Source organism: Sphingomonas sp. CROZ-RG-20F-R02-07, assembly GCF_022662335.1.
Lineage (GTDB): Bacteria > Pseudomonadota > Alphaproteobacteria > Sphingomonadales > Sphingomonadaceae > Sphingomonas.
In genome coordinates, this window is the sequence record NZ_JAKNQJ010000005.1 from 16757 (window position 1) to 29727 (window position 12971).

The 12971-nt window shown below is 71.4% G+C and carries 8 protein-coding genes; 6 read left to right on the plus strand and 2 right to left on the minus strand.

Annotated elements, in window-relative coordinates; all coding sequences use genetic code 11:
* Nucleotides 1-61: 61 nt before the first annotated feature.
* From L8H00_RS09580 to L8H00_RS09605, 6 genes are all read left to right on the plus strand, one after another.
* Nucleotides 62-3172, plus strand: a complete 3111-nt coding sequence (locus L8H00_RS09580) for a TRCF domain-containing protein (RefSeq protein WP_242097087.1) — start codon at nt 62-64, stop codon at nt 3170-3172.
* A 228-nt stretch (nt 3173-3400) separates the two neighbouring features.
* Nucleotides 3401-4156: a Crp/Fnr family transcriptional regulator gene (locus L8H00_RS09585; RefSeq protein WP_242097088.1), complete on the plus strand. Its 756-nt coding sequence runs from the start codon at nt 3401-3403 to the stop codon at nt 4154-4156.
* Nucleotides 4157-4189: 33 nt separating this feature from the next.
* Nucleotides 4190-5851 (plus strand): MFS transporter, encoded by a 1662-nt coding sequence (locus tag L8H00_RS09590; protein WP_242097089.1) that lies wholly within the window; start codon nt 4190-4192, stop codon nt 5849-5851.
* Nucleotides 5848-6984 (plus strand): HlyD family secretion protein, encoded by a 1137-nt coding sequence (locus tag L8H00_RS09595; RefSeq protein WP_242097090.1) that lies wholly within the window; start codon nt 5848-5850, stop codon nt 6982-6984. Before L8H00_RS09590 ends, L8H00_RS09595 begins: the two co-directional genes overlap by 4 nt.
* A gap of 32 nt (nt 6985-7016) precedes the next feature.
* Nucleotides 7017-8402 (plus strand): efflux transporter outer membrane subunit, encoded by a 1386-nt coding sequence (locus L8H00_RS09600; RefSeq protein WP_242097091.1) that lies wholly within the window; start codon nt 7017-7019, stop codon nt 8400-8402.
* Nucleotides 8399-9055, plus strand: a complete 657-nt coding sequence (locus L8H00_RS09605) for a hypothetical protein (protein ID WP_242097092.1) — start codon at nt 8399-8401, stop codon at nt 9053-9055. The genes L8H00_RS09600 and L8H00_RS09605 overlap by 4 nt, the downstream gene beginning before the upstream one ends.
* 9 nt (nt 9056-9064) lie before the next feature.
* On the opposite strand, the gene L8H00_RS09610 is transcribed toward L8H00_RS09605, so the two are convergent.
* Together L8H00_RS09610 and L8H00_RS09615 are read right to left on the minus strand one after the other, a co-directional pair.
* Complete coding sequence (locus L8H00_RS09610) at nt 9065-11953, minus strand: PAS domain-containing protein (protein WP_242097093.1); 2889 nt, start codon at nt 11951-11953, stop codon at nt 9065-9067.
* Nucleotides 11954-11955: 2 nt separating this feature from the next.
* On the minus strand, nt 11956-12867 hold the full coding sequence (locus tag L8H00_RS09615) for a CoA ester lyase (RefSeq protein WP_242097094.1): 912 nt from the start codon (nt 12865-12867) through the stop codon (nt 11956-11958).
* Nucleotides 12868-12971 lie beyond the last annotated feature (104 nt).

The window sequence follows — 12971 nt, forward strand, 5'->3', positions numbered from 1 at the left end:
CCACGTTATGCCCCTCCAATTCCCTGACTTTCCGGGATGAGGCCGGTGTGGGGAGATGACGATGGCGGCAGCGGGCGACGGCGGAACGGTGGAGATGGTGCCCGTGGCGGTGATCGCGGCGCGCCTGGCGGGCGAAGCCGGCGACATCATGTTCGCCGCCGCCGACGAGCAGCGCGCCGAAGCCATCGCCGCCGCGCTCGCGGCCTTCGCGCCCGAACGCACGGTTGTTCATGTGCCCTCGAGCGACGCGCTGCCGGGCGATGCCGCGCCGCCCTCGCCCGCCAATGTCGGGCGTCGCGTTGCGGCGCTCCGTCGGTTGCGCACCGAGCTGGCGGTGGCGGACCGCGCGCCCGCGGCGCTCGTCACCACCGCCGAGGCGACCGCGATCCGCTATGCCGTGCCGGCCGCGTTCGACACCGCGCCGCCGCGTTTCGCGGTGGGCGACGCGCTCGATCTCGACCAGTTCGCCGAACTCGCATCCGGCCTCGGCTATGTGGCCGACGACCGGGTGGACGATCCGGGCGAGGTCGTGGTGCGCGGCGAGGTGGTCGACATCTTTCCCGCCGATCACCCGATGCCGGTTCGGATCGAGGTGGCCGACGGACGCGTGACCGCGATCCGCGATTATGATCCCGTCACCCAGCGCAGCGAGGCGCCGCGCGACGCGGTGGAGATCGGCCGCGCGAGCGAGCCCGCGGTCGAGGCCGGGGTGGCGCTGCTGGATCATCTGCCCGGCGCCGCGTTCGGCATCGATGCGGACGGCGATGCGCGCCGCGCGCGGTTCCTGCGGATCGCGGGTGCGGCGTCCGGGCTGGTGGACGAGTTGGCGTGGCGCGCGGCGCTGGGCGGGCGCGCGCGGATCGAGCCAGTGGCGGCGGACGCGGTGCCGCGCTTCGTCGAGCGCCGCGATCCGCTGCGGGCGTTCGCGCGCTTCGCCAAGGAGGCGCTGGCGGACGGCCGGTTGCTGCTGGCGGGATCGCCGCGCGACCTCCGCTTCCTGGGCTCGCGGCTGAAGGCGGCCGGCGGTTTCACGCCCGTCGCCAGCCTTCGGGAGGCGCAGGCCGCACCGGCGGGCACCGCGATGACGTTGGTCGCGCCGGTCGATCGCGGCTTCGCGATCGCGGGGCTCACCGTCGTCGCGGGCGGCGACCTGCTCGGCGGCCGCGCGCGGGGCGACGAGATGGCGCCCGCCGCCGGCGCCGCGGTCTTCGCCGCCGCCGCCGAACTCCATGTCGGCGACGTAATCGTCCACGAAACGTTCGGCATCGGCACCGTAGAGGGGCTGGAATTCACCGAAGCCGAGGGCGACGCGATCGTCTTGGGCTATGCCAAGGACGGCAAACGGCTCGTGCCGGTCGCGGAAGCGGACCGGATCTGGCGCTATGGCGCGGATGCCGATGCGGTGACGCTCGACGCGCTCGACGGCCATACCTGGATCAAGCGGCGCGGCGCGATCGACGCCGCCATCGCCGAAAGCGCCAAGGGGCTGGCGGCGATGGCGGCCGAGCGCGACGCGCGCACCACGGATCCGATCGTGCCCGATCCCTCGGCCTATGAGCGGTTCGCGGCGGGCTTCGCCTTCACCGAGACGCCCGATCAGGCGCGCGCCATTGCCGCCGTCCGCGCCGATCTGGCGAGCGGCAAGCCGATGGACCGGCTGGTGATCGGCGATGTCGGCTATGGCAAGACCGAGGTGGCGTTACGTGCCGCCGCACTGGTGGCGCTGGCCGGGCGGCAGGTCGCGATCGCCGCGCCGACGACGGTGCTGGTGCGCCAGCATCTGGAAACCTTCGCGCGGCGCTTCGAGGGCAGCGGGATCGGCGTCGCCGGCCTGTCGCGCCTGTCGAGCGCCGCCGAGAAGGCGCGGGTGAAGGCCGGCCTGGCGGACGGATCGATCGGCGTCGTGATCGGCACCGGCGCGGTGGCGGGCAAGGGCGTGGCGTATCGCGACCTGGCGCTCGTCGTGATCGACGAGGAACAGCGTTTCGGCGCGGCGGACAAGGCGAAGCTCCATGCGCTCGGCGCCGGGCATCTGCTGACGCTCAGCGCCACGCCGATCCCGCGCACGCTGCAATCGGCGATGGTCGGGCTTCAGGCGATGTCGGTGATCGCGACCCCGCCCGCGCGGCGCCAGCCGATCCGCACCGCGGTGCAGCCCTTCGTGCCCGAGACGATCCGCACCGCGCTGCTGCGCGAACATGGCCGCGGCGGGCAGAGCTTCGTCGTGGTGCCGCGGATCGCGGACATGGCGCCGCTAGCCGCGCGGATCGCCGCGCTGGTGCCCGAGATCCGGCTCGTCCAGGCGCATGGCAAGATGCCCGTGGCCGAGATCGACGAGGCGATGGTCGGCTTCGCGAACGGCACGGGGGACAGCGGCGGCGACGTGCTGCTGGCGACGAACATCATCGAGGCCGGGCTGGACGTGCCGCGCGCGAACACGATGATCGTCCACCATGCCGATCGCTTCGGCCTGTCGCAGCTCCACCAGTTGCGCGGGCGCGTCGGGCGCAGCGGCCGGCGCGGGCAGGTTCTGCTCACCACCGATGCCGACACGAAGGTCGCCGAGGCCACGCTGAAGCGGCTGCGCACGCTCCAGGCGTTCGACCGGCTGGGCGCCGGATTCGCCATCAGCGCGCGCGACCTCGATCTGCGCGGCGCGGGCGACCTGATGGGCGAGGCGCAGGCCGGGCACATGAAGCTGATCGGGATCGACCTGTACCAGCATCTGCTCGGCCAGGCGTTGCGCAGCGCGCGCGGCGAGACGGTCGACGAATGGACGCCCGAACTGCATCTGGGGCTCGCCGGGCGGCTGTCGGAGGCGTGGATCCCCGAGATCGAGGTGCGGCTCGCCCTCTATGGCCGGCTCGCGCGGCTGATGGACGGGGCGGCGGTCGATGCGTTCGAGGCCGAGCTGGAGGACCGGTTCGGCGCGATCCCCGACGATGCCGCCCGGCTGGTGCTGCTCGCGCGGATCCGCGTGGCGGCGCGGGCGGCGGGCATCTACCGGATCGATGCCGGGCCGGCGGCGATCGCGCTCACCCCGCGGCACAAGGGCGATGCGCTCGGGGGCTGGGTGGCGAAGGGCGATCGCTGGGTGCTCGCCGAGCGCATCGACGCCCCCGACGCCCGCGCCGAACGCATCCTCGATCTGCTCGAGGCGATGGAGGGCTAGACCGGGATGACATCCGCGTGATCGATCACGAGATCCGTTCGTGCTGAGCTTGTCGAAGCACGCGCTCCGCAGGCATGCCTTTGCAATTGAGACCGGCCCTTCGACAAGCTCAGGGCGAACGGATCAAAGTAACGTCATCGAACTTTAGCGGCGCGATCCTTCGCCAACGTCGGCGGCCCCGTTGCGGCGAGCGGGCGTGCGTGGCATCGTCGGGCCATGATCGACCCTATGTCCCGCCTCCGGCCGAACGCCATCGTCCAGCGGCTGTCGCATTATCTGCCGCTCACCGCCGACGAACGCGAGGCGCTCGCGCTGTTCGAAAAGGGCGAACGGCGTCTGGCGCCCGGCCATGTGCTGCTGCACGAGGGCGGGCTCAGCACCTCGCTCTTCGTGGTGCAGCAGGGCTGGCTCCATTCGTCGCTGCGCCTCGTCTCGGGCGCGCGCCAGATCACCCGCTTCCATTATGCCGGCGATCTGATCGGCACGTCGAGCATCGCCTGGGCGCAGGCCTCGGCCACGATCACCGCGATCAGCGACTGCATCGTGTCCGAGGTGCCGAAGTCGGAACTGGGCCTGCTGTTCCGCACGCACCCGCGGCTCGCCGGGTTGCTCTATGCGGTGGCGTCGGCCGAGAATGTCGCGATGGGCGACCGGCTGACCGCCGTCGGCCGCCGCCCCGCGCTCGAGCGCATGGTGATGCTGCTGCTCGACATCTTCGCCCGGCTTCGCGCGACCGCAGGCGGCGTGGTCGACTCGATCGACCTGCCGCTCACCCAGACCGATATCGGCGATGCGATCGGCACCACCAAGGTGCACGTCAACCGCACGCTGCGCGAGATGGAGCGGCTCGGCATGATCGTGCGCAGCGGCCGGCGGCTGCGGCTGGTGGACGAGGCGGCGCTGGTGGGGATGACGGGCTTCGTCGACCGCTATGGCGAGGTCGCGACCGACTGGCTCGTGGCGGACGACACGATCGCCGCCTGAGCACCAGGCATGGCTTTGCGGGCCGATCCGGTTATGACGACCGCCATGTTCTCGCCGATCCGCAACATCCTGCGCGAACAGGACTGGCAGTTCGCCGAGCACGAGCGGCCCGCCATTCCGGGATCGCCCGCCAACCCCGTGCACCGGCCGGCGGTGCGCCTCGCTTATGGCGCGATGGGCGTGCTGCTCGGGCTGACGGGCGGGTTCGGCACCGCGCTCATCTCGGTCAACCTGCCGACGCTGCAGGGCGGGCTGGGCCTCGATCCCGCCGAGATCGCCTGGCTGCCGACCGCCTATGTGATGACCAACGCGTCGATGAACCTGCTGCTCATCAAATTCCGCCAGCAATATGGCCTCAGGCCGTTCGCGATGATCTTCCTCGGCTTCTACGTGCTGTTCACCGCGGCGCATCTGCTGGTGCATGGCTTCGCGTCCGCGATCGCGGTGCGCGCGGCCAGCGGGATGGCGGGGGCGGCGCTCAGCAGCCTAGCGCTCTATTACATGATGCAGGCGCTGCCCGCGCGGTGGCGGCTGAAGGCGATCGTGATCGGGATCGGCATCCCGCAATGCGCCACGCCGATCGCGCGGCTGTTCTCGCCCGACCTGCTCGCCATGTCGCAGTGGCGCACGCTGTACCTGTTCGAGCTGGGGCTCGCGCTGTTGTGCCTTGCGGGTGTCAGCCTGCTGCGCCTGCCGCCCACCGAGCGGCGCCGCGCGTTCGAGCCGCTCGACTTCGTCACCTTCGCGCTGTTCACGGGGGCGATGGCGCTGGTCGCGGCGGTGCTGGGCGAGGGGCGTTACGTCTGGTGGACGCAGGCGGCATGGATCGGTTGGGCGCTGGCGGCGGCGATCCCGCTGTTCCTCGCCGCGATCGCGATCGAGCATCGTCGCGCCAATCCGCTGCTCAACACGCGGTGGCTGGGAAGCGCCGACATCTTGCGCTTCACGGTCGTCACCCTCATGGCGCGTATCGTGCTCTCCGAACAGACCTATGGGGCCGTGGGCCTGCTCAACGTGCTGGGCCAGAACAACGACCAGATGGGCGTGCTCTTCGCCATCATCTCGGTCGCGTCGGTGCTCGGCGTGGTGGCGAGTGCGGTGACGATCGATCCGGAGCGGCTGACGCATCCGATCATGCTGGCGATCGGGCTCGTCGCGGTCGCCGCCTTCGCCGATTCGCACGCCACCAGCCTGACGCGCGCGCCCGAGATGTACGTGACTCAGGGGTTGATCGCCTTTTCCGCCACCTTCTTCATCGGGCCCGCCCTGCTGTTCGGAATGACCCGCGCGCTGAAGGAAGGGGCGGGCCACGTCATCACCTTCTTCGTGCTGTTCGGCATCCTGAACAGCATCGGCACGCTGGCGGGATCGGCGGCGCTCGGCACCTATCAGACGATCCGCGAGAAGGCGAACAGCGCCGCGCTCGTCCAGACGATCGACCCGACCGATCCGATCGTGACCCAGCGTCTCGCGGCCGGCGGCGCGGCGGTCGGCCGGGTGGTGGGCGATCCGGTGCTGCAGCGCGCGGAGGGCACCGCGCTCCTGTCGCAGACGGTCACGCGCGAGGCCAATGTGCTCGCCTATGACGACGTGTTTCGCCTGGTCGCGGCGCTGTCGGGGGTGACGACCGCCTATCTGATGTTCATCCTGTGGCGACGGGGTCGCCGCGCGCGGCGCGCGCTGGTGGCGGCATGACCGATCCCCGCGCCCCCGTCACCGAGGAACGCGCCGCCGAACGGAGCGCGCCCGCGGCCGCCAGTGCCGGCACGGGATGGACGCCGCCGCGGCCGGGGCGCGTGTCGCTGCTCGTCATCCTGCTGATCGCCATCGTCGGGGTCGGCGCGGTGCTCGCGGCGTGGCGGCTGCCGCCCTTTTCGGGCGCGCGGCAATCGACCGACAACGCCTATGTCCGCGGGCGCACCACCGTCATCAGCCCGCAGGTGAGCGGCTATGTGACGCGCGTGCTGGTGCATGATTTCGACACCGTCGCCGCCGGCCAGCCGCTCGTCACGATCGACGACCGGATCTATCGCCAGCGCGTCGATCAGGCGCAGGCACAGGTCGATGCGCAGGCGGCGACCTTGGCGAACAGCCGCCAGTCTGCGGCCTCGCGCGCCGCCAGCCTCGCCGTCCAGAATGCCGCGGTCGCCAATGCCGGCGCGCAATTGCTGCGCGCGCAGGCCGATATGAACCGGGTGAACGATCTCGTCACCGACGGCTCCGTATCCTTGCGCGAACGCGACCAGACGCTCGCCGCGCTCCGCCAGGCGCAGGCGCAGGTGCAGCAGGCGAAAGCCGCGCGCGACATCGCGCGCGCCGATATCCGCACCGTGATCGTGGGGCGCGGCGGGCAGCAGGCGGGCGTGTCGGGCGCGGAGGCGGCGCGCCAGCTCGCGCGGATCGATCTGGCCAATACCGTGATCCGCGCGCCCGAAGGCGGCCGGCTGAGCGAGGTGGGGGTGCGCGTCGGCCAATATGTCACCGCGGGATCGCAGCTCATGTTCCTGGTCCCGCCCGACACCTGGGTGATCGCGAACTTCAAGGAGGCGCAGACCGCGCGGATGACGATCGGCCAGCCCGTATCCTTCACCGTCGACGCGCTCGCCAATGCGCGGCTGACCGGCCGGATCGAGCGCATCTCGCCCGCCGCGGGTTCCGAATTCGCGGTGCTGAAGGCCGACAACGCGACCGGCAATTTCACCAAGGTGCCGCAACGCATCGCGGTGCGGATCCGCGTCGATCCGGGTCAGCCGCTGCGTGCCCGGCTGCGGCCGGGCATGTCGGTGCAGGCCGATGTCGATACGACGGACGGGCCGCGGGTGCGGTGACGATCGCGGCTCCGTTCCGCCAACGATCCGCTATGCGGGCGACGGGCCTGCTGGCGCTCGCCGCGACGCTCGCCGCCTGTGCCGGGCCGCGGACGTCGCCGCCGGGCGCCGCCGCCGTCGTGCCGCCGCCCGCCTGGCGCACCGCGCTCGGGCCCGGCCAGCCGATCCGCGCCGATTGGTGGCAGGCGTTCGGCGATCCCGTGCTGACCGGGCTCGTCGACCGCGCGCTTGCCGACAACGACGATCTGGCGATCGCCGTCGCGCGCATAGAACAGGCGCGCGCCACCGCCCGCGTCGCTCGCGCCCAGCGCACGCCAGAGACGAGCCTCGGCGTGCCGACATCGGAGGCGCGGACGCTCGACGCCTTCGCCAACCCCTATACCGCGTTCGGCGTCTCGCCCGAAGTGAGCGTGTCGTACGATCTCGATCTCTTCGGCCGCCTCCGCGCGTCGAGTGCTGCGGCCCGCGCGCAGGCGCTCGCCAGCGTCGGCGCGCGCGACGCGGTGCGGCTGGCGGTCGCGAGTGCGGTGGCGACTGGCTATATCGGGCTGCGCGCGCTCGACCTGCGGCTGGAGGTCGCCCGGCAGACGCTGGCGGCGCGGGGCGAAGCGCTGCGGATCGCGCGCCGCCGCGCGGAGACGGGCTATACCTCCAATCTCGAGCTGCGGCAGGCGGAGGGCGAATATCACGCCACCGAGCAGCTCGTGCCGCAGGCGCAGCTCGCGATCACGCGCGCGGAGGATTCGCTGAACCTGCTGATCGGCAGCGTTCCCGGCCCGATCCCGCGGGGGTTGCCGCTCGACCGGCTGCAACCCCCGCCGGTGCCGGACGGCCTGCCCGCCGATCTGCTGCGCCGCCGCCCCGATCTCTATCAGGCGGAGCAGAATCTGGTCGCCGCCGATCGCAGCCTGGATGCCGCGCGCGCCGCGCTGCTGCCGGACGTGTCGCTGACCGGATCGGTCGGCGTGCTGTTCTCGACGATCCTCGCCAATCCGATCGGCGTGTTCTCGCTGGGCGGCAGCGTGCTCGCGCCCGTCTTCGACGGCGGTCGCCGCCGCGCGCAGGCGGATGCGAGCGCGGCCGCGCGCGACCAGGCGGCGTTCGCCTATCGCCGCGCCGCGATTGCGGCCTTTCGCGACGTGGACGATGCGCTCGCGGGCGTGCAGCGGTCGGGCCAGCAGGCAGTCGCCCTGACCGGCCAGCGCGATGCGCTTGCGGCGGCGCTGCGCAACGCCTCCAACCGCTACCGCGCCGGCTATTCGGGCTATATCGACCAGCTCGACGCGCAGCGCGGCCTGCTCTCGGCCCAGCTCGCGCTGGTGCAGGCGACCGCCGACCGTCTCGACGCCTATGTGGCGCTCTATCAGGCGCTGGGCGGGGGCTGGAGCGCGGCGGACGTGACGGCGACGCGGCGATGATCCCGCGCGTCCTGCTCGACAGCGCGGCGGTGCCGGGCGGCGGCGAGCTGCGGCTCTATCGCCGCGGCGACGAATATTCGATCATGCTCGGCGGCAACGAATTGATGAACAGCCGGTTGAGCGGGTCCGAAGAGGCACTCGCGACGCTAGGCTGCGCCGCGCTCGGCCCGGACGCGCGGGTGCTGATCGGCGGCCTTGGCATGGGCTTCACGCTGCGGGCGGCGCTGGCGATGCTCGCCCCCGATGCCGCCGTCACGGTGGCCGAGCTGGTGCCCGCCGTCATCGCATGGGCGCGCGGGCCCATGGCCGGGATCTTCGCGGGCAGCCTCGACGATCCGCGCGTCGACGTGTTCGAAGGCGATGTCGGCGACGCGATCGGGCAGGGCGGGTGGGACGCGATCCTGCTGGACGTCGACAATGGCCCGGATGGGCTGAGCCGCCCCGGCAATGATCGCCTTTATGGCGCCGCCGCGCTCGCACGCGCGCGCACGGCGCTGCGGCCGGGCGGTGCGCTCGCGATCTGGTCCGCGGCGCCCGATCGGCGCTTCACGGCGCGGCTGGGCGATGCGGGATTTACGGTCGACGAGCACGACGTCCGCGCGCGCGGCGCAAGGGGCGCGCGCCACCGGATCTGGCTGGCGCGGCGCCTCTGACGCGGTCCGCTACCCGCCCGCGTCGATCAGCGCCTTGATCCGCGCCGCCAGCGCTTCCATCGCGAACGGCTTGGTCATCACGTGCATCCCCGCATCGAGATGCCCGTTGCCGACCACCGCATTCTCGGCATAGCCGGTGATGAACAGGATCTTCAGCCGGGGGCGATGGACGCGCGCGGCATCGGCCATCTGGCGGCCGTTCATGCCGCCGGGCAGGCCGACATCGGTGACGAGCAGATCGATCCGCACGTCTGATTCCAGGATCTTGAGGCCAGCGGCGCCGTCGCCCGCCTCGATCGCGGCATAGCCCAGCTCCTCGAGCACCTCGACCACCAGCATCCGCACCGTTGGTTCGTCGTCCACCACCAGCACCGTCTGCCCCGCGACGGCGCGCGGGGCATCGGCGAGTTCGGCGGGATCTTCGGGTTCCTCGGCAGGGCCCAGGTGGCGCGGCAGGTAGATGCAGATCAGCGCACCGTCGCCCACCTCGGAATAGATCCGCACCTGCCCGCCCGACTGGCGCGCGAAGCCGTAGATCATCGACAGGCCGAGCCCGGTGCCGACGCCGATCGGCTTGGTCGTGAAGAACGGATCGAACGCCTTGCCAATGACGTCGGGCGTCATCCCGGTGCCGGTGTCCGAGACGCACAGCGACACATATTGGCCCGGCGGCAGATCGCGTTCGCGCGCCGCGCGCTCGTCCAGCCAGCGATTGCCCGTCTCGATCGTCAGCCGGCCGCCATCGGGCATTGCGTCGCGCGCGTTGATGCACAGATTGAGTAGCGCGTTCTCGAGCTGGTTGGGATCGACCAAAGTCGGCCACAGGCCGCCCGCGGCCACCACCTCAAGCTCGACCGACGGGCCGACCGTCCGGCGCACCAGCTCCTCCAGGCCCGCCACGAGGCGGTTCACGTCGGTCGGGCGCGGGTCGAGCGTCTGCCGCCGCGAAAAGGCGAGCAGCCGGTGGGTGAGCGCGGCGGCGCGCTTGGCGGCGCCCTGCGCGGCGAGCGAATAGCGCTCGACGTCGCTCAGCCGCCCTTGCGCCATCCGCACGCTCATCATCTCGAGGCTGCCCGAGATGCCGGTGAGCAGATTGTTGAAATCATGCGCCAGGCCACCGGTCAGCTGGCCGACGGCCTCCATCTTCTGGCTCTGGCGCAGCGCCTCTTCCGCCTTCATCAGGTCGTGCGTGCGCGCCGCGACTTGCTCTTCCAGCGTGTCGTTCAGCTCGGCCAGCCGCGCGGCCTGGCGCTTGGCGTCGTCGATATCGGTGTTGGTGCCCACCCAGCGGGTGATCGCGCCATCGGCGCCGCGCACCGGCTCGGCGCGGACTAGGAACCAGCGATATTCGCCGGCGACGCTGCGGATCCGGAATTCGGCTTCGTAGATGGCGCCGGTGTCGAGCGACCGGGTCCATGCCTGCGCGGCGCGGGCGAGATCGTCGGGATGGATCACCGCGGGCCATGCCTCGGGCCCGTCGAGCGAACCCGGTTCCCAGCCGCCATAGGCATAGACCTGCTCGTTGAACCAATAGAGATGGCCATCGGCATGCGCCGCCCAGATCTGGTTGGGCACGGCTTGCGCGAACACGCGGAACTGCTCTTCGCTCTCGCGCAGCCCCGCCTCCGAACGGACGCGTTCGGTGGCGACGCGCACGCGCTCGGCCACTTCGCGGATCAGCAGCAGATCGTCCTCGGTCCAGACGCGTGGGGAGGCATGGTTGGCGTAGATCAGCGCCACGAAGCGGCCCTGTTCGAGAAGCGGCATGTTGACGAAGGATTGCGCGGCGATCCGCTTCAGCGCGGCGGCGGTGTCGCGTGTGCGCGGATCCTGTTCGGCATCGGGCACCACGACGGTCGTTCCGCCCTTCAGATCGTCGATATAGGTGCCGTAATCGCGGAAATGCAGCACGCCGGCGATCGTGCTCACGCCCGGCGCGTTCCAGTCGCGATCGATCGTGATCGTCTCCGCCACCTTGTCGATCACGCCATAACCGGTGCGGCTCACGTCGAGCGTGCGGCCCAGCACTTCGCACGAGACATAGGCGATCTCGGTCGGATCGGTCAGGTCGCGGATGCGGTCGCTGAGGTCGAGCAAGGTCGCTTGGCGCGCATCGGCGGCCTTGCGGTGCGTGATGTCGAAGCTGACGCCGGGGAAATGCAGCGGGCTGCCGTCCGGGTTGAACGAGCACCGCCCCTCGGCGGCGGCCCAGCGGATCGAGCCATCCGCCTGAACGAGCCGGTATTCCTCGCGGAAGAGCGCGCCCGTCGTCAGCGCGCGATCGACTGACGCCTGGACGCGGGGCCGGTCGCCCGGATGGATGCCGGCGAAGAATTCGCTGATCGGCGCGCCCGCGGCGGCACGTTCGGGATCGACGCCGTAGAGCGCGGCGAAGCGTGCGTCCGACGTCACCCGGTCGCTCGCCACATACCAGATCCAAGTGCCGACCCCGTTTCCGGCCGACAGCGCCTGGTTCAGCTGCTCCTGGCTGTCGCGCAGCGCCTGCTCGCTGCGGCGGCGTTCGGAGATGTCGTCGAACACGATCGCGATCCGGTTCTGCCCCGGCTCGCCCACGCGAAACGCCTGCACGTCGAACCATCGGTCGAGTGCCGCCACCCGATCCTCGAACCGGGCGGGCTTGCCCGTCCGCGCGACGGATCCATAGACGTCGAACCAGCGCCGTTCGAGATCGGGAACGAGTTCGCTCGCCGTGCGGCCCACCGCGTCCACGAGCCCGGTCGCGCGTTCGAAGGCGGGGTTGACGTCGATGAACCGGTAATCGGTCGCGCGATCGTCCGCGAACAGGACTTCGACGATGCAGACGCCGGTGTCGATCGTCATGAACATCGCCCGATAGGAATCCGCATCGGGCATGGTGGCGAGAGGCGCTTCGGTCATCGTCATTCCGGATCGTGGCTGGCAGGGCGCGTAGCGAAGGGCAGTCCCGTTCCCAAACTCCGGACAGGGGCAGACGATCCGGCGATCGCGACGAGGCGTTCGGCCTCGGCCAGGTGCAGCCGCTCCACCATCGCGCTGCCCAGCCGGATCGCGCCGCGCCCGTCGGCGGCGGGATCGGCAAAGGCGGCGATCACCGCGCGGGCCCATTCGAGCGTCGCGGCGTCGGGCGCGAAGGCCGCGTTGGCGGCGGCGATCTGTGCCGGGTGGATCAGCGTCTTGCCGTCGAACCCCATCGCCGCTCCTTGCGCGCATTCGACCGCCAGCGCCTCGGCATCGTCGATCGCGTTGGACACGCCGTCCAGCGCGATCATGTTGCCGGCGCGCGCCGCGCATATGGTGAGCGTCAGCGCGGGCAGCAGCGGCGTGCGGGCGGCGCCGGGCGTGCAGCGCATCTCCTTGGCGAGGTCGTTGCCGCCGAACACCAGCGCGCTCGTGCCGGTGGGCGCCGCCGCACGCGCGAGCGCGCCCAGATCGAGGATCGCGGCACAGGTCTCGATCATCGCCCACACCGCGGGGCCGCGATCGCCGAGCGCCGCGCGCGCCGCGTGCAGTCCCGCCGCATCCGCCACTTTGGGGAACAGCACCGCATCCGGCGCGACGCTCGCGAGCGCCGCCAGATCCTCGGCATGCCACGGCGTGTCCGCGCCGTTCACGCGCACCACCAGCCGGCGGTGCCCGAACCCGCCCTCGCGCACCGCTGCCACCGCCTGGTCGCGGGCGCGGGCCTTCTCCTCGGGCGCCACCGCGTCTTCCAGGTCGAGGATCACCGCGTCGCAGGCGAGGCTGCGCGCCTTGGCGATCGCGCGGGCGTTGGAGGCGGGCATGTAGAGCGCGCTGCGAAGGGGGGATGGCATCCGGACGTTCTTAATCCGATGAACCGATGCGGCAAGACTTGCGCGTTACGCAACCCATGTTGGCATGACGACGGGTGGCGTCCGCCGGCATGTACGGCTATCAT

What these genes read in the sequence shown, in the direction of transcription:
- L8H00_RS09580 (WP_242097087.1), top strand. Translation starts at nt 62, where the DNA reads ATGGCGGCAGCGGGCGACGGCGGAACGGTGGAGATGGTGCCCGTGGCG.
- L8H00_RS09585 (WP_242097088.1), top strand. Translation starts at nt 3,401, where the DNA reads ATGTCCCGCCTCCGGCCGAACGCCATCGTCCAGCGGCTGTCGCATTAT.
- L8H00_RS09590 (WP_242097089.1), top strand. Translation starts at nt 4,190, where the DNA reads ATGACGACCGCCATGTTCTCGCCGATCCGCAACATCCTGCGCGAACAG.
- L8H00_RS09595 (WP_242097090.1), top strand. Translation starts at nt 5,848, where the DNA reads ATGACCGATCCCCGCGCCCCCGTCACCGAGGAACGCGCCGCCGAACGG.
- L8H00_RS09600 (WP_242097091.1), top strand. Translation starts at nt 7,017, where the DNA reads ATGCGGGCGACGGGCCTGCTGGCGCTCGCCGCGACGCTCGCCGCCTGT.
- L8H00_RS09605 (WP_242097092.1), top strand. Translation starts at nt 8,399, where the DNA reads ATGATCCCGCGCGTCCTGCTCGACAGCGCGGCGGTGCCGGGCGGCGGC.
- L8H00_RS09610 (WP_242097093.1), bottom strand. Translation starts at nt 11,953, where the DNA reads ATGACCGAAGCGCCTCTCGCCACCATGCCCGATGCGGATTCCTATCGG.
- L8H00_RS09615 (WP_242097094.1), bottom strand. Translation starts at nt 12,867, where the DNA reads ATGCCATCCCCCCTTCGCAGCGCGCTCTACATGCCCGCCTCCAACGCC.